Raw genomic sequence first — 16842 nt, forward strand, 5'->3', positions numbered from 1 at the left:
GCGGCACGCCGTCCGCGGCCGGCTTTTCGGCCAGTTCCACCGAATTCGCGGCCGGCAACCGGATTTCCGGCCCGCCGCGCCACCGGGTCGCGACCCGCGCGCTGCCGACCGCGCGCAATCCAGCGCCTGCCCGGCCCCTGCGACGTCACCGTCCGCTCGTTCGAGCAGGTGCAGGATCCGGCCTCGCACGGAACGGAAAACCGCCGCGCTCGCCTCGCCGGGCGCGGCGAGCGGGGTTTGCCCGCGCGGCTTGAGTTTCGCGCGATTGCGGGAGAAATCCGACCAGGGAGCGACTGCATCTGGTGACTCCGGCGATGGTGAGTACGGCCCCGCCTCGGAAGGTGCGAAGACGTCCTGGCGACGGGGCTCGCGGGCACATCCGCTTTCCCGGCTGGGTTTAGCGGATCACCGCGCCGCGCGGTCAAGAAGAGACGTCGTGAGTGGCTATTCCGGTTAGAACCGGGATAGCCGCTCCCGCGCTGCCGCCGGGCGCACCACGAGTTCGGCAGTGCTCAGGTAGGTGCGGTTGAGCGCGGCCAGCTGCGGCGGAAGCGCGTCGACCCGCGTGGGGCGGATGCCGGCGGCAAGGACGGGGTACACGCGCCCGATGCCCGCACCGACCCGGCCGAAGCGGCGGACTTCGTGACCGCGACCGGAGCGGACGCCCTGGCGGTGGCCGCGGGGACGTCCCGCGCGATGGTGGGGCGGACGGCCCAGGCGGGCCGTGCGCTGGTGGCCCGGCTGCGAGACGCGGTACTGGTCCCGTTGGTATTGCACGGTTCGTCAGGACTGCCGGACGAGGAACTGCGCGGGGCCGTGGTGAGCGGGACGGCGAAGGTCACTATCTCGACGCATCTCAATGGCCTGTTCACGCGGTCGGTTCGGCAGTTCCTGGAGGAGCAGCCGGACGCGGCGGATCCGCGGAATTACCTCCGGTTGGGGATGGCTTCGGAGACTGCTCGGCTTCTGCGTTCGCTGGCTGAGCTCCGGCGACGCGCGTGGAGGGAAGTCAACGAGTCCGGTATCGACCATCTCGTCGACGGCCGTGCGCGGGAGACGTAGGGCGCTCCGCACTCGAACACGAAGGCGCGATCGCCGTGCGAGAGACAGGAGACAGCGGCGGGGCCGAATTGGCCGGCCGCGATGAGGACAACCTGCGAGTACTCCACCGCGACTGTCCGTTCGCCGGATTCGGCGACGCGAATCCGCCGCTGTCCGCCGTCGAACGCGGCCGTCTGCGGCACGGGGCCGGTCAGCGCACCGGCGGGAGAGGCTGGCCCGATCCGGATCCAGCCGGTATCGCTCGGCTGTCGGCGTCTCCCGGTGGCTGTCCCGGCCGAACCGGCCCGGGGTAGTCTTGGTATACCAAAGCGCTCCCGTTGAGAAAGGTGCTCTCCGTGTTGATCCGTGACGTCCGTCCCTGGGGCGGTCAGCGCAGCGACGTCGAGGTGGCCGGCGGCCGGATCGCCGCGGTTCGCCCGCATGATCCGGCGGCGTCCGGAGGGGAGGCGGTCGAGGGGCGCGGGCGGCTGCTGTTCCCGTCGTTCAGCGACGTGCACGTGCACCTCGACTCGACGCGCATCGGCCTGCCGTTCCGGCCGCACACCGGGGCGCCGGGCGTCTGGGCGATGATGCTGAACGACCGCGAGAACTGGCGGAACGCCGAGGTGCCGCTGCCGGAACGCGTCGCGGGCACGCTGGAGCGGATGATCGCGAACGGAACCACGCGCGTGCGCACCTACGCGCAGGTCGACGTGGACTGCCGGCTCGAAAAACTCGACGCCGTGCTCGCGGCCAAGCAGCGCTTCGCCGCGCACGCGGACGTCGAGGTGATGGCATTTCCGCAGGCAGGGATCCTGCGCGAGCCCGGCACCGCCGACGTGCTGGAGGCCGCGCTGCGTTCGGGCGCGTCGGTGGTCGGCGGGATCGATCCGTGTTCGCTCGACAAGGATCCCAAGGGGCACCTGGACGTCGTGTTCGGGCTGGCCGAGAAGTACGGCGTCGAGGTGGACATCCATCTGCACGAACCGGGGCATCTGGGCGTGTTTTCGACGGACCTGGTGATCGAGCGGGTCCGCGCGCTGGACATGCGCGGCAAGGTGACCATGTCGCACGCGTACGAGCTGGGCTCGGTTTCGGAAGCGGTGAGCCGCCGGCTGATCGACACGTTCGCGGAGCTGGACATCGCGATGGCCACGGTCGCGCCGTCGGTCGACCGGCAGTTGCCGCTGGCGGAGCTGACGACCGCGGGCGTGCGCGTCGGGCTGGGGGAGGACGGGCAGCGGGACTACTGGAGCCCGTACGGCAACTGCGATCTTCTCGACCGCACGTGGCAGCTGGCCTTCACGCACGGGTTCCGGCGCGACGAGCTGATCGAGATGGCGCTGGCGGTCGCGACGATCGGCGGCGCGTCGATCCTGAGCCACGACGTGCCCCGGCTGGCGGGGATCGCCGACCGGCCCGGCGTGGCGGCCGGCGATCGGGCGGATCTGGTGCTGGTGGACGGCGAGACGCCGACCAGCGCGGTGATGGACCGCGGCAAGGACCGGACGGTGCTGCACGACGGCGTCGTCGTGGCGGACGGGCTGGCGGTCGCCGACCTCTGACGGGCGAAGTCCGGCGGGGCCGGGAGAGGCCGCCGGGCCGGCGCCTCGGCCGCGATGGGGTTTCTGATCGACGGGCGCGGTCTCGCCGGCGCGAGCGTCCGTGAGCGGAACCCTGAAGGAATCAGATTCCCGCAGGGTTCCCCTCACGGACGTCAGCGGGAGCGGGGAGCCGCACCGGCGTTCGGCTCCCGGCGCCCAGCCTGGCTGGGGAAGCTCCGCGCTCACGGGCGCGGCTCAACCGGTCGAGGCTTCCCCCGCTGGATGCCGCCGCGCCGCCTCGCTGGTGCCCGTCGCGAGATGGGCCAGCACCAGCCGTTCCACCCGCTCGACGTCGCGGTCCACGATCGCCTCGTACAAGAGCTCGTGCTCCGCCGCCATCGCTTCCAGGTCGTCGTGCTGGCCGAGCAGCCACCGCATCCGGCTGCGCAACGTCCGCTCCAGTTCGCCGAGCAGTTCGTTCGCCGACAGCGATGTCACGACCTCGTGGAAGTCCGCGGCCGCCCGGCGGGCGGAGACCGCGTCGCCGGCGCGGGCGGCGCGCAGTTCCGTGTCCAGCACCTCCCGCAGCCGCGCCAGGCCCTCGCGGGTGCGGCGCTGCGCGGCGAGCCGGAAAGTGAGGCCCTCGAACGCGGTGCGCACCTCGTTGAGGTCCGCGACATCCGACGCGGTGAACTCCCGCACCACCGACCACGACCGCGGCCGCGGCGTCACCAGGCCCTCGTTTCCCAGCGCGCGCAGGGCGTCCCGCACCGGTACCCGGCTCACGCCCGTCTCCGCGGCCAGATCCCGTTCGACCAGCTTGCTGCCGGGAGCCCGCGTGCCGTCGAGGATCTCGTTCCGCAGCCGTTCGGCGACGCGGCCGGACTCCGACGCGAAACCCGGCTCCATCCGGCCCCCTCCCGCCGCTGTCACCGACAGGATCGGCGAATCTCCTCCCAGGTTCCCGGAAAGACCCGCACCCGGCAAGGTCTGGCCGCCAGGTTCCGCCGTTTGGTATACCGCAACGCACCGAGCGGAAGGACCCCGATGCGCGCTCGCTGGCGTGCCCGCCGTGTGCCGGCCCATCAGAACGGGCGGCACGCCCTGCTGGAGAACGGCGAGGTCGCCGGGGAGGACGACGTCGCCGCCCACGTTGGCCCGCAGTACGCCGGAACGACCGGCCTGGACGTCGGCCTCGGCGAATCGCTCGTCCTCCCGGGCCTGATCGACCTGGACGCGCTGCCCGATGCAGACCATCTCGTCCTCGATTCCTGGGCCGCGGCGGACCGTGCGGCCGGTCTGCAATGGTCGGAGGACTACTTCGCGCACCGCCGCCGCGACGTCTTCACGCCGGAAGAACGGCAGACCGTTCGCGAGTACGCGCTCGTTCAGCTGGCGCCGCACGGAATCACGACCTTCATGCCGATCGCGTCGGAGATCCATTCGTCGTGGGCCGAACCGTACGACGAACTCGTCGCGATGGCGGACTTCTCGCGGAACCTCGGGCTGCGCGGATATCTGGGCCCGGCTTACCGTTCCGGCGTCAACGTGGCCACTGTGGACGGTACCCTTCGCCGAACCCCGCGGCGACCAGGGGCTAGCCGACGCGCTGCGGTTCCTCGACCACGCGAAGGAACTCGACGATCCGCTCGTCAACGGTGTTCTGTTGCCGTGCCGCATCGAGACCCTCACCGAAGACCTCATGCGCGCCTCCGCCGACGCGGCGCGCGAGCGCGACGTCCTGGTGCGGCTTCACTGCCCGCAAGGCGTGCTGGAGCGCGAACTGATCCTGGACCGATACGGCGTAACGCCGCTGGAAATGCTCAAGCGCACCGGCCTGCTCGGCGAACGGCTGCTGATCCCGCACGGCCACGTCCTCGACCGCCATCCCGGCGTCCACGGCGACGTCGCGACCTTGGCCGCGGCCGGCGCGTGGGTGATCCACTGCCCGCTCACGTCCTTCCGCTACGGCCACGCCCCGCGCTCGTTCCGCGAATGCCGCGAAGCAGGGCGGAACCTGTGTCTGGGCACGGATTCCTTCCCGCCGGACCTGGTGCGCGGCATGGACGTCGGCGTGCATCTGGCGAAGGTGACCGACGACCGCGCCGACGCGGCCCCGGCGGAGTGGTACGTCGAGGCGGCGACGCTCGACGGCGCCCGTGCGCTCCGCCGCGGCGATCTCGGCAAGCTGGCTCCGGGTGCGGAGGCGGACCTCGTCGCATTCCACGCCGGCGACCTCCGCGACGGCGTGCGGGACGATCCGGTCCGCACTTTCCGGCTCTCCGGAACCGCCCGCCAGGCAACGCATTCCGTCGTCGCGGGCCAGCCGGTGCTGGTGGACGGGGATGCGGGAGGCCAGACTGGGGCTCGCTTTGGTAGACCGGATCGCAGTGGCGGGAGGAGGCAAAACCGGCCGACGGCTAGCTTGTGCCGTCGAAAGGGGGACGCGATGGACAACCCGGCGACGGAGCTGTGGCGCCCGGCCGGTCCGGCGGAGCTGGGGCTGGTCCGCGTGGTCGCCGGAGCAGCCGATCTTCTACCCGGTGCTGAACGAGGGCTACGCGGTGAAGGTCGAGCGAGACTGGAACGTCCGGTACGACGGCGCCGGCTACGTGACCCGCTTCCGCGTCGAGACGCGTTCCTCGCCCGTTATCCGGTGCGGCAGGCGGGCGGCGAGACGATCCTGGAGCTGTGGGTTCCCGCCGAGGAGCCGCCGGAGTTCAACGCGCCACCTGGCCGGGGAGATCGAGGCCGTGCACGAGTTCCGCTGACCGGCCGGCTCGTGCCCGCCGGTCCCGGTTCTAACCGTGATCGGCACTCGCGAGCCCGCCCGACAACCCGCGGAAACACCGAACCGCCAACTCCACCGGCGCCGCTTTCTCCTCGGTCCCAGCCCACAGCTCCAGCGAGATCCGAATGGCATCCGTCGCCGCGGCCGCGACCAGATGCACCGTCACCTCGTCCGCCTCCGGGGCCAGTCGCGCCAGCACGGGACGCAGCCGGGTCTCGGATTCGCCGTTCACCCGGTGCCACACGGCCGCCAACGCCGGGTCGTCCCCGCTCGCGGCTCGCAGCAAGCCGCGTGTCCAGCTGAATTCCGGGGTGGCGTCGGCGGCGGAGATCGTCTTGCGGATCGCGTCCTCGACCGCCTTCAGCAGCGGCGTTCCTTCGGGCGTCGACGCGAGGTGGTCCCGCCACGAGTCGGCGCCGACGACCAGCAGCGGGGCGACTGCGTCCTCTTTGGTGCGGAAGTAGCGGTAGAAGGTGCGCGGAGCGACACCCGCCGCGGCGGCGATCGCTTCCGCTGTCGTCCCCTGTGCGCCATGCTCGGTGAACAGGCGAGCGGCGGCCCGGGCGATGTCGAGTTGCGTCGCCGCTTTGCGCCGTTCGGTCAGGGTCGGGGTCTTTCCGCTCACCATCGCCACGCTACCCGATCACTGTCAAGCATGCAGGCCTAGTCAAAGTGGCACAATCTGCCATATAGGCGTAACGTGACGGTAGATGAAAGGAGCGGACCATGAACCGTTACGAAGGACGCCGTGTGCTGGTCACGGGAGCGGGCTCGGGCATCGGGCAGGCGACAGTGCTGCGGATGCTGGCCGAGGGCGGACGTGTCGTCGCCGCGGACGTGAGCGAAGCGGGCCTGGCGGACACTGTCGAGAAGGCGGGCGCCGCGGCGGACCGGCTGAGCACCGTGGTCGTGAACGTCGCCGACGAAGCGTCGGTGAAGGCCGGGGTCGCGTCGGCGGTCGAGCAGCTCGGCGGGCTGGACGCGCTCGTCAACGCTGCGGGCATCCTGCGGTCGGCGCATACCCACGAGATGCCGCTCGGGGAGTTCGAGCAGGTCCTGCGCGTCAATCTGGTCGGCACGTTCCTGATGATCCGCGAGTCGATCCCGGCGCTGCGCGAAGGCAGCGGCCCGGCGGTGGTGAACTTCAGCTCGACGTCGGCGATGTTCGCGCACCCGTACATGGCGGCGTACGCGGCGAGCAAGGGCGGCATCCAGTCGATGACGCACGCGCTGGCGTCCGAATACGCGAAGGACGGCATCCGGTTCACCGCCGTGCAGCCCGGTTCGATCTCTTCGGGGATGACCGACGGCAGCGGCAAGAGCAAGCAGAGCGTCGGCCCCGGCTTCCCCGAGGACGCCGACTTCACCCTGCTCGGCAAGCTGCTTCCCGCGCTGGGCCAGGGTTTCGCCGGTCCGGAGACGGTCGCGTCGGTCGTCGCGATGCTCGCCAGCGAGGACGCCGCGTTCATCACCGGCACCGAGGTCCGCATCGACGGCGGCACGCACTTCTGATGCGCGATGTGGTCAAGAACCGGCAGGCGGGCGGGCCGTAGCTTCGCCGCATGACAGAGTTCTCCACCGCCCGATGCGGGGTGCGGCGATGATCCTCGTGACCGGCGGCCTCGGCATGATCGGCGCGCACACCGCCCGGGCGCTGGCCGATCTGGGGCGGGAGGTCCTGGTCACCGGGCACCGGCGGACGGACGTCCCGTCGTTCCTGGCGGGCCGGGCCGCCCTGGAAACGCTCGACGCGACCGACCGGGACGCCTTTCTCGCACTCGGCGGCCGGTACGACATCACCGAGGTCGTCCACCTGGCGGGCAGCGTCCCCGGCGACGACCCGGTCGCGTTCTTCCGGACGGACCTGACCGGCCCGGCCAACGCCCTCGACGCGGCCCGCACGTGGCGGGTGCGGCGGTTCGCGGTCGCGAGCAGCCTCGGCGTGTACATCGGCCGCGACGAGCCGAGCTGGCACGAGGACCTGTCGCTGCCGCCCGCGGATCTGCCGCATCTGATCGTGGCGTTCAAGAAGGCCGTCGAACCGCTCACGACGCACAGCCTGCGGGGGAGCGGCGTCGAACCCGTGGTGCTGCGGATCGGGACGGTGTGGGGTCCCCTGGTGGACCCGGAATCGCCGTTCTTCCCGATTCCGGCCTACCTCAACGCCGGACTGCGCGGTGACCCGCCGCGTCCGCTGGTTGCCGACGAGGGGTTCGACTGCTGCTACGCACCCGACGCCGGCCGCGCGATCGCGTTGCTGACCACGGTGCCGTCGTTGAAGCACGACACGTACAACGTGTCGCGCGGGCAGCCGGTGACGAACCGGGAATTCGCCGAGGCGCTCGCGGAGATCGCGCCGGGCCTGCCGGATCAGCTGCGGCCCGGCGGGGCGACCGGGCCGTATCTGGATATTTCGCGGCTCCGGGAGGAAACGGGTTTTCGCGCCGGAGTTCGGCGTGCGGGCGGCGGTGGCGGATTACGCGGGGTGGCGGAAGACGAATCCGCGCTGAGAAGGAACTGGCCACAGTGGACGGTCCGGGCGGTGGTGCGAGAATGGCCGGATGGCAGCGGAACAGGGCGTCGAGTCCGAGACGGACCGGGTCGTGCGGCGGCTCCGGGACGAGATTCTGGACGGGGCGCGCAAACCGGGAAGCAAGCTCGTCGAACGGGATCTCGCCGCGGACCTCGGCGTGAGCCGGGTACCGGTGCGGGACGCGCTGAAAACGCTGGTCGCCGAAGGCCTGGTCACGCCGCGCCCGCGGACGTGGGCAGTGGTGCGCGAGTTCACCGCGAGCGACGTCGCCGACTTGCAGGAAGTGCGTGCGGCGCTGGAAGTCCTGACGTTCAAGCTCGCGGCGACCCGCCATTCGCGTGCCGGTCGGGATCAGCTGCGTGCCGCGTTGGACGCGGAAACGGCCGCGGCCGCTGCCGGTGACGCGGTAGCGGCCCATCGCGCGGCGGCGGATTTCCACGAGGCCGTCACGGCGATGGCGGGGAACGAGCTGCTCAACGAGCTGGAACTCACGCTGCGCAGCCGGATGCGGTGGCTGCTCGGCCAGCACGAGGATCTGGAGCGGGTGGCGGGGGAGCACCGGGCGCTGTACGACGCGATCGCGCGGCGGGACGCGGATGCCGTGGAAGCGCTGCTGATGGAGCACATGGAGAGCGGGCGGCATCTGCGCGGGCTGGGGCGCGGCGGCGGTTGACGGGCGAGGGGCAGGTTCGCCGGGGATTCGGCGGTCGCCGCCCCGCACCGGGCGGGCATGCCCGTCCCTTGGCGCGGGGCGACCGGCCCGGTCGCACTCGGCTCCGGCTCCGGCACCGGCCCGGTCGCACTCGGCACCGACCCGGTCGCACCCCGCTCCGGCACCGGCAACCGACCCGATCGAACTCGGCACCGGCACCGGCCCGGTCGCACCCCGCTCCGGCATCGGCTCCGGCATCGGCACCGGCACCGGTGGGCGGAGGCGGTGCCTTCGGCCGGCTGCCAGCGCGAATTCCGGTGAGCGTGCCTGGCCCCGGACGGAAAGGCCCGGCTTCTTGCCGGGTGCTCCGCCGGGTGAAAAGCGGTTACCCCGGCTTTTCCGGCCGGGGTAACCGCTTTTCCCTCAGTTCGTGTGCGAGATTTCGATGTAATGCTTGCCGTTCATGGGAATGCACTCGGCACCGTCGACCGTGGGGTCCGGCGGCAGGGCGCGCAGTGCGTGGACGCAGTCGTCCGGGGTTTCGTAAGGCCCTTTGTATTCGAGGTGGCTGGCGAACGCGGTGCCGCTCAGCAGCAGCGCGCCGCCGGTGGCAGCGAGGCAAACGGCAGCTGTGGCCACGAATTTCCGCATGTGCGATCCCTCCGGTTCCGGCGGTCGCGCCGACCGCCTCTGCACCATCGCTACCCTCGCCGGGGCGCGGCGAACCGGTTCCTGCCTGTTCGGCTACAAGGAATTGATCGAACGGGCATCGGACGCAACCCCTTGCCGGAACGGCAAGTTTCCGTGCCAGCGCCGGTCCCGGCCGGTGAAACTGACCGCATGATCACCGCATCCCGGCTGGTGTCCCGCTCTGTCGCGGCACTTGCCCTGTCCCTCTTGCTCACGATCGGCAGCGTGGCCTGCGCCGCCCCTCCTGCCGAGCCTTACGCCGCCGCCACCCAGAACGATCCCGCGTTCCAGAGCGCCTTCCGGCACGAATTCGCCGACGTCGACGGCGTCCGCATGCACTACGTCACCGGCGGCAGCGGCAGCCCCGTCGTCCTGATCCACGGCTGGCCGCAAACCTGGTACGGCTGGTGGCCGGTCATGCCGGAGCTCGCGAAACAGCACACTGTGTACGCGATCGACCTTCCCGGCTTGGGGGACAGCACCGGTTCGCCCAGCGGCTACGACAAAGCCACCTTGGCGCGCTATGTGCACACCTTAATGGCTTCGCGGCTCAACGTCCGGAACGCTGCCGTCGTGGGCCACGATTTCGGTGCTGCCGTGGCATTCCAGTACGCGAGCCAGTTTCCTGGCGATACCGCGCGTCTCGGCTATTTCGATCTGCCGCTTCCCGGGCCCGCGATCAATGCCGCTGCTTATCGGACGTTGAGCTGGCACATCGCCTTCCACTCCCAGCGCCGCGTTCCCGAAGCGGTGGTCGGCGACGATGTGCGGGAATACCTCGCGCTGTTCTATCCCCAGGTTTCCTTCGGCGGGACTGCTTTCGGCGGGACCTCGGAGCGGTCGCCGTTCACCGATGCGGAGGTCAATGAGTACGCCCGGACCTACAGCCGTCCCACAGTCTTGTCCGGGGGTTTCGAGCTTTATCGGGCGCTGGACAAGGATGTCCGCGACACCGTGGCGGCGGCGCCGGTGAAGGTGCCGACGTTGCTGCTGACTGCTCAGGGCCAGCTCGACGCCATTCGGGCCACGGTGGCTCCGCGGGTGACTGACATCGTCCAGGCGGCGGACGTGCCGCATGCGGGGCATTGGCTGGCGGAGGAGAATCCGCAGTTCGTGGCGGGACAGCTGGCGCGCTTCCTGAACGGCTGACCGCGGCCGGGCGGCGGTTGTGTCCACAATGGATACCGAGCCGCCGGATGAACCCTGGTGACCACAGCGGGGGCGGGCATCTGCGTCGTCTGGCCAGGGTTCTTCCGCAACCCGACGCACGCGGCTCGGCCAGGATCCCAGGACGACGATCGCGAACGCCGTGCGGAGAAAATTCCTGTCCATATGAGGTAGCACTCCTGGTCGCCGACGAGCGAATCCCCGGCGGACGGTCACGACGTCGCGCGCACGATCGGCACGGTCCTGCCCGGTGAGCCATCAGATCACTCGGCCTCCGCCGCGCCCTCGGCCAAGCCGTGCGCGCGAGGCTTGGAACAGCGCTGATCCAAGCCTCGGCGCTCGGGTGAAAGCGGGACCTCCTCCGCCGATCAGGTCTAGACATCCGATGGATGCTCGACTTACGCTCCCCGCCGTCACCGTTCGGTCACGGATCCGACAGGAGGACCGCCGTGTCGATTCCCGCGAGCCTGGCGCTTGCCGCGGTACTGGCGGCCGGGGGACCGGCTGCCCCCGCCGTCGCGCGAACCACCGCCTGCCATGGACCGATCCGTCCGGCGGCGATCCAGGCCGTGCGGTCGTGCGACGGCATGGACCGGATCCTCGCCAAAGCCGCCGCGACCGTGCCGCGGTCCGGGCAGATTGCCTGGCAGCAGCGGCCGGTCACCGCGTTCACGCACTTCGGCATGAACACCTTCACCGACCGGGAATGGGGTTCCGGCGCGGAAAAGGAGTCGACGTTCGCGCCCACCGCCGTCGACACCGACCAGTGGATGCGGTCGATGAAGGCGGCCGGCGCGACGCAGGTGATGCTGACCGCGAAGCACCACGACGGGTTCGTCCTCTATCCGACGCGCTACACGAATCACTCCGTCGTCGCGAGTCCGTGGTGGGTCACGCCTGGGTGTGCCGACGACGCGGTGACCAAAGCCCGTGCGGCGGCGCAGAACGGGAGGGCGCGGGATCCGTCCGCATACTGGCAGGCCCGCGCCGCCGGGTGCGCCAATCCGCGCGGCGATCTCCTGCGCGGCTACGTCGATTCCGCGCGGAAGGCCGGGCTGAAAGTCGGCGTGTACTTGTCGCCCGCGGACGGCGCTGAGCTGCCGGAGCAGTTCTTCGCGCAGCAGGTGAAACGGGTCGAGGCGAAGGTCGCCGCCGGACAGCCGTTGAGCATCGAGGAGCAGGCGACTTACGACGACCGTGCCAACACGCCTGCTGGCCAGGGGCGGTACGGCACGGGCAGCGCGGCGAAGGTCCGCACCATCCCGTCGCTGGTCCCGAACGACGACCGTGCCGCGGCGCTCGCCGCCGGGAAGCTGCCGAAATTCACCGTCACCGAGGACGATTACAACACCTACTACCTGAACCAGGTCTACGAGCTGTTCACCCAGTACGGCCCCATCGACGAGCTGTGGCTGGACGGCGCGAACCCCTGGCGCGGCAACGGAATCAGCGAAACCTACGACTTCGCGACCTGGTTCCGGATGATCCACGCGCTGTCGCCGGACACGGTCACGTTCGCCGGACCGGCAGGCGTCCGCTGGGTCGGCAACGAGAAGGGCCAAGCTCGCGAGAGCGAGTGGAGCGCCCTGCCGGCCACGGGAGATCCGAACACCGCGCACAACGAGGAGTTGTTCGTCGGCGGCGCGGAGGGTGGCGACCTCGGGTCGCGGCAGGTGCTCGCCGACCCGTCCGTGCGATACCTGGAATGGGCACCGGCCGAAGCTGACGTGTCGATCCGGCCGGGTTGGTTCTACCACCCGGACGAACAGCCGAAGACGCCCGCCCAGCTCGTGGACCTCTACCGCGCCTCGGTCGGACGCAACGCTTCGCTGTTGCTGAACGTTCCGCCCGGCCCGGACGGTCGCGTCGCTCCGGCGGATGCCGCCGCGTTGGCGTCCTTCGGGCAGGCCATCGCCAGGACGCAGGCCGAGAACCTCGCCGCCGGCGCGCGCGGACTGGATGCGGTCACGGATTCCTCGCTCACCACCTCGTGGTCGCCGCCGCGTGGTGCGCTCGCCGGGACGATGGACGTCGTGTTGCCGAAGGCGGTCGCCTTCGACCAGATCCGGCTGGGAGAGGACATCACCCGCGGTCAGCACGTCGAAGGCGCGACCGTGCAGGCCGAAGTGGACGGTTCCTGGCGCACGATCGCGACCGTCACCACTGTCGGAGCCAACCGCCTCGTCACCCTCCCGTCCCCGGTCACCGCCCGCCACCTGCGCGTGGTCGTCACGCAGTCGAGAGCGACGCCGTACCTGGCTGCCTTCGCGTTGTACCGCACTGTCCCCGCCGCCTGAGAGGAAGTCATGACTCTACGCCGCAGAGCCTGGCTCGCCGCTGTCGTCGCGACGAGTGCCCTCGCCGTCGTCCAACCGGCTGCTGCCAAGCCGGGTCCGGTACCGGTGGTTTCCCCGACACCGCAACAGATCAACCGCGACGCCGCCGACGTGACGCTGCCGTCCTCGGTGGTACTGGTCACGGACGGCACCACGGACGGCCCGGCCAAAGAACTGCTGATCTCCCTGGTGAAACAGCACGGAGTCAAGAAGATCAGCACGGGTCCGCAGCGCGGGTTCGTCATCCGGCTCAGCAACGGCGGGGACGCGCCAACGCAGGCGGAGGGCTATTCGCTCGCTGTGCGGCGCGACGGCGTGACAATCAACGGCCGCGACGGTGCCGGGCAATACTACGGCGTGCAGACGTTGCGGCAGCTGTTTGCCCGAAATGGACACGGCTGGGCATTGCGCGGTGTCGCGGTACGAGACTGGCCCAACATGGCGCTGCGCGGGTCGATCGAAGGCTTCTACGGTCCACCGTGGACGAACGACGACCGGGTGCGGCAGATCAAGTTTCTCGGCGAGACCAAGGCGAACACTTACATCTACAGCGCGAAAGACGACGCGTATCTGCGTGCGCAGTGGCGAGATCCGTATCCGCAGCTGGAGCTGGACGCGCTCGGCCAGCTTGTGCGCACGGCGAACGCGAACCACGTCGACTTCACCTACGCCCTGTCTCCCGGCGTCTCGATCTGTTTCTCGTCGCCGCGGGATGTCGCCGCGGTGAAAGCGAAATTCCAGGCGGTGTACGACCTCGGCGTGCGTTCGTTCTCGCTGCCGTTCGACGACATCTCGTACACCAAGTGGAATTGCGCAGGCGACCAGGCGGCGTTCGGCGCACCGGGCCAGGCTGCCGCGGGCAAGGCCCAGGTTTCGTTGCTGAACGAGATCACCGAGAACTTCGTGCGGACGCACGACGGCGTCCGTCCATTGCAGACGGTTCCGACGGAGTACAGCGATCTCAAGGATTCGCCGTACAAGACGCAGCTGCGGGAGAACCTCGACCCGTCCGTAGTCGTGCAGTGGACCGGCACCGCGGTGGTGCCGCCGAGCGTGACGAACGACGAAGCGCAGCAGGTCTCCACTGTGTACGGGCGGAAAGTGTTCCTCTGGGACAACTATCCGGTCAACGATTACGAGCAGTCCGCCGGACGGCTGCTGCTCGCGCCTTACGCACATCGCGAAGCGGGGCTGGCCCAGTACCTCAACGGGATTGTCTCCAACCCGATGAACCAGGAAGCGGCCAGCGAGGTCGCCGAGTTCGGTGTGGCCGACTTCTCCTGGAACGACGCGGGCTACTCGCCGGAGCGCTCATGGCCGCAGGCGCTGGCGCGGCTCGCGGGCGGCGACCGACGCGCGACCGCGGCGCTGAAGGTGTTCGCGGACCTCGAACACTTGGCACCCGTCTTCGGACCCGCACCGTGGCAGCCTCAGGCACCGGTGCTCGCGGCAACGGTCGCCGATTTCTGGCAGCACTGGAACGCCGGTGACCACCGTGCTCTGGGCAGACTGCGCTCGTACGCCGAACAGATCCGCAATGCTCCGACCGTGATCCGGGGCGGGCAGGTGCAGAACGCGTTCGTCAGCGAGGCCGGCCCGTGGCTGGACGCGACCGCGCTCTGGGGCGAGGCGACGCTGACCCGCCTGGACGCATTGGCCGCAGCCGCCCGCGGTGACGACGCGAAGGCCCAACGCCTGACCGCAGCCGCGGACGCGCTGGTCAAGCGGGCGGAAGCGGTGAAGACGGGCAACAGCAACCGGTGGGGCGTGCGGCAGGCACTCGTCGGCGACGGCGTGCTCGACGCGTTCCTCGTCCAGGTCCGCGCGGCGACGGCCGGCTGAGCGGGGGAGGGATGGACGTGAGCAGGAGGAGCTTCCTCGGCGGCGCGGCCGCGGTCGCCGCGAGCACGGTGTTCGCCGGACCGGCGGGCGCGGCGGGCCGCCGCGGGCTGAGCGTGTCCGGCGACCAGTTCTTGCTGGAGGGCAAGCCATTCCAGATCGTTTCCGGCGCGATCCACTACTTCCGGCTGCGCCCGGAGCAGTGGCACGACCGGCTGTCGCGGCTCAAAGCGCTGGGCCTCAACACTGTCGAAACCTATGTGGCCTGGAATTTCCACCAGCCGAAACCCGGCCGGGCCGATTTCCGCGGCGATCGCGACCTCGCGGCCTTCATCCGGCTGGCCGGGGAACTCGGTTTCCAGGTCATCGTCCGGCCGAGTCCCTACATCTGCGCGGAATGGGAATTCGGCGGTCTGCCCGCGTGGCTGCTCGCCGACCGGAACATGGAGCTGCGCTGCGCCGATCCGGCTTACCTCAAGGCGGTCGACGCGTGGTACGACCAGCTGATCCCGCAGCTCGCCCCGCTGGAAGCGCAACACGGCGGGCCGATCGTGGCCGCGCAGATCGAAAACGAATACGGCAGCTACGGCAACGACACGAGCTATCTCGCGCACTTGCGGGACAGCCTGCGTTCACGCGGAATGACAAGTCTCCTCTTCGTCGCCGACGGTGCTTCCGAATTCTTCATGCGCTTCGGTGAACTGCCCGCAACATTGGAGGCCGGGACCGGCGACGGCGATCCGGCGCCGAGCATCGCCGCGCTGAAAGCCTTCCGTCCCGGAGCGCCGGTCATGATGGCCGAGTACTGGGACGGCTGGTTCGACCACTGGGGCGAGCCGCACCACACGACGGATCCCCGGCACACGGCCGCCCACGTCGATCAGCTGCTGGCGACAGGTGCGTCGGTAAACCTGTACCTGGCCTGCGGCGGCACCAACTACGGATTCACCGCCGGAGCCAACACCTCCGGTCCGCACTACCAGCCGACGGTGACCAGCTACGACTACGATTCGCCGGTCGGCGAGGCAGGCGACGTCGGCGCGAAGTTCACCGCGTTGCAGTCGGTGATCACCAAGTACACCAAGCAACCGCTCGTCCCTCCGCCCGCCCGCTCGCCGCGCCTGCCCGCCCAGTCGGTCGCTCCGTCCGGCTCAGTGTCCCTTGTGGACTCTCTGCCAGCACTGTCCACAGTGGTCCGCTCGGCGCAACCGGTCGCCATGGAACGGGTGGGCCAGTCGACCGGACTGATCCACTACCGCACGACCGTGCAGGGCCCGCATTCCGGCCCGCTGAGCATCCACGGCCTGGCGGACCGCGCGCTGGTGTTCGCCGACGGGGTGCAGCTGGGGATCCTGGACCGCAACCGCCCGGACGCGACGCTGGAGCTGAAACTGGAGAAACCGAGGACACGCCTGGACGTCCTGGTCGACACCATGGGCCGGGTGAACTACGGCCCGCACCTGGCCGATCGCAAGGGCATCGACGGCTGGGTCGCGATGAACACCCAGCAGAAACTGTTCGGCTGGGAGATCCGCCCGCTGCCCCTGGACGACCTGTCCCGGCTGCGGTTCTCCTCCGTCCAGCCTGGAGCCGGCCCGGCTTTCCACCGCGCGACCGCCCTGGTCGCCGAGCCGGCGGACGGTTTCGTCGCCCTGCCCGGCTGGGAGAAGGGCGTGGTGTGGCTGAACGGTTTCAACCTCGGCCGGTACTGGAAGATCGGGCCGCAGCAGACGCTGTACGCACCGAAGTCGTTGTGGCGGAAGGGGAAGAACGAACTGGTCGTGCTGGAGATGCACCATCCGGGGACGGCGATCGAAATCCGTCCGGAGGCAGACCTGGGCTGAGAGCGAGCCGTTGCGGCCGATAGCCGGGGATGGCCGCTTGACAACCGGACGAGGCTGGGCGAGGGCGGGGACCTGACCGGGGGCGCTGCTCCGCGGACAGCTCGGTCGTGCTGCGGGCGGGACCCCGCGCAGGCTTCGGCCGGTCGCGGAACAGCTTGGCGCCACGCGGACCACGGCGGATTCGGTGCGGGAACCGCTGGACGTGCTCGTGCCCGCCGCGACGGGCGGATTGCGGCACGGCGCTGATCGTGGGACCGGCGAAGAAGCAGAGCGCGGCCGAGGAGGTCGCGACGGTGTTGCGGGACCGGGAAATCGCATGGATTCCGGACGCCGTCGCGAGGAACCCGGAATGGCGGAAGCGGTGTCGAACGCGAAGATCGATGCTGTCGGCGACCCGGCGAATTC

General features: G+C 70.2%; 13 protein-coding genes and 2 pseudogenes. 11 read left to right on the forward strand and 4 right to left on the reverse strand.

The window, feature by feature from the left end; genetic code table 11:
• Positions 1-453: 453 nt before the first annotated feature.
• Entirely contained in the window at positions 454-600 is a 147-nt protein-coding gene (locus BM362_RS47585; RefSeq protein WP_157905100.1) for a hypothetical protein, read from the reverse strand.
• Between BM362_RS47585 and BM362_RS23425 the strand changes: the two genes are divergently transcribed.
• Together BM362_RS23425 and BM362_RS23430 are read left to right on the forward strand one after the other, a co-directional pair.
• On the forward strand, positions 541-1062 hold the full coding sequence (locus tag BM362_RS23425) for a class II fructose-bisphosphate aldolase (RefSeq protein WP_244287270.1): 522 nt from the start codon (positions 541-543) through the stop codon (positions 1060-1062). The two genes, BM362_RS47585 and BM362_RS23425, sit on opposite strands and share 60 nt — an antisense overlap.
• A gap of 335 nt (positions 1063-1397) precedes the next feature.
• Positions 1398-2606, forward strand: coding sequence for an amidohydrolase family protein (locus BM362_RS23430; RefSeq protein ID WP_093574775.1), 1209 nt, complete (start codon positions 1398-1400; stop codon positions 2604-2606).
• Between the two features lie 234 nt (positions 2607-2840).
• Here BM362_RS23430 and BM362_RS49220 read toward each other — a convergent pair whose 3' ends face one another.
• Entirely contained in the window at positions 2841-3989 is a 1149-nt protein-coding gene (locus BM362_RS49220; protein WP_244287248.1) for a GntR family transcriptional regulator, read from the reverse strand.
• 298 nt (positions 3990-4287) lie between these two features.
• Here BM362_RS49220 and BM362_RS50660 point away from each other — a divergent pair.
• Both BM362_RS50660 and BM362_RS23445 read left to right on the forward strand, forming a co-directional pair.
• Positions 4288-4797 (forward strand): annotated as a pseudogene (locus BM362_RS50660) (amidohydrolase family protein); the annotation flags it as partial.
• Positions 4798-5128: 331 nt separating this feature from the next.
• Positions 5129-5356, forward strand: a complete 228-nt coding sequence (locus BM362_RS23445; RefSeq protein WP_244287250.1) for a hypothetical protein — start codon at positions 5129-5131, stop codon at positions 5354-5356.
• 30 nt (positions 5357-5386) lie between these two features.
• Here BM362_RS23445 and BM362_RS23450 read toward each other — a convergent pair whose 3' ends face one another.
• Positions 5387-6001 carry a TetR/AcrR family transcriptional regulator gene (locus BM362_RS23450; RefSeq protein WP_093574776.1) on the reverse strand — a complete coding sequence of 205 codons (615 nt, stop codon included), beginning with the start codon at positions 5999-6001 and terminating at the stop codon, positions 5387-5389.
• A gap of 101 nt (positions 6002-6102) precedes the next feature.
• Here BM362_RS23450 and BM362_RS23455 point away from each other — a divergent pair, with 101 nt between their 5' ends.
• The 3 genes and pseudogenes from BM362_RS23455 to BM362_RS23465 all read left to right on the forward strand — a co-directional run bounded on the left by BM362_RS23455 (position 6103) and on the right by BM362_RS23465 (position 8582).
• Positions 6103-6888, forward strand: a complete 786-nt coding sequence (locus BM362_RS23455; protein ID WP_093574553.1) for an SDR family NAD(P)-dependent oxidoreductase — start codon at positions 6103-6105, stop codon at positions 6886-6888.
• A 115-nt stretch (positions 6889-7003) separates the two neighbouring features.
• Positions 7004-7615 (forward strand): annotated as a pseudogene (locus BM362_RS23460) (NAD-dependent epimerase/dehydratase family protein); the annotation flags it as partial.
• Between the two features lie 322 nt (positions 7616-7937).
• A complete protein-coding gene (locus BM362_RS23465) occupies positions 7938-8582 on the forward strand; it encodes a GntR family transcriptional regulator (RefSeq protein ID WP_067591965.1) in 645 nt (214 codons plus the stop codon).
• 402 nt (positions 8583-8984) lie between these two features.
• Here the strand turns inward: BM362_RS23465 and BM362_RS23475 are convergent, their stop codons facing one another.
• Positions 8985-9212 carry a hypothetical protein gene (locus BM362_RS23475; RefSeq protein ID WP_067591968.1) on the reverse strand — a complete coding sequence of 76 codons (228 nt, stop codon included), beginning with the start codon at positions 9210-9212 and terminating at the stop codon, positions 8985-8987.
• A gap of 189 nt (positions 9213-9401) precedes the next feature.
• Between BM362_RS23475 and BM362_RS23485 the strand changes: the two genes are divergently transcribed.
• The 4 genes from BM362_RS23485 to BM362_RS23500 all read left to right on the forward strand — a co-directional run bounded on the left by BM362_RS23485 (position 9402) and on the right by BM362_RS23500 (position 16437).
• Positions 9402-10400, forward strand: a complete 999-nt coding sequence (locus tag BM362_RS23485) for an alpha/beta fold hydrolase (protein WP_093574555.1) — start codon at positions 9402-9404, stop codon at positions 10398-10400.
• A 467-nt stretch (positions 10401-10867) separates the two neighbouring features.
• Entirely contained in the window at positions 10868-12715 is a 1848-nt protein-coding gene (locus BM362_RS23490; RefSeq protein ID WP_244287251.1) for an alpha-L-fucosidase, read from the forward strand.
• A gap of 9 nt (positions 12716-12724) precedes the next feature.
• Complete coding sequence (locus BM362_RS23495) at positions 12725-14596, forward strand: glycoside hydrolase family 84 protein (protein ID WP_093574557.1); 1872 nt, start codon at positions 12725-12727, stop codon at positions 14594-14596.
• An 11-nt stretch (positions 14597-14607) separates the two neighbouring features.
• A complete protein-coding gene (locus tag BM362_RS23500) occupies positions 14608-16437 on the forward strand; it encodes a beta-galactosidase (protein WP_107309556.1) in 1830 nt (609 codons plus the stop codon).
• The last annotated feature ends 405 nt before the right edge of the window (positions 16438-16842 follow it).

Origin of the sequence: Amycolatopsis rubida, from assembly GCF_900115345.1 — a bacterium.
Taxonomy (GTDB): domain Bacteria; phylum Actinomycetota; class Actinomycetes; order Mycobacteriales; family Pseudonocardiaceae; genus Amycolatopsis; species Amycolatopsis rubida.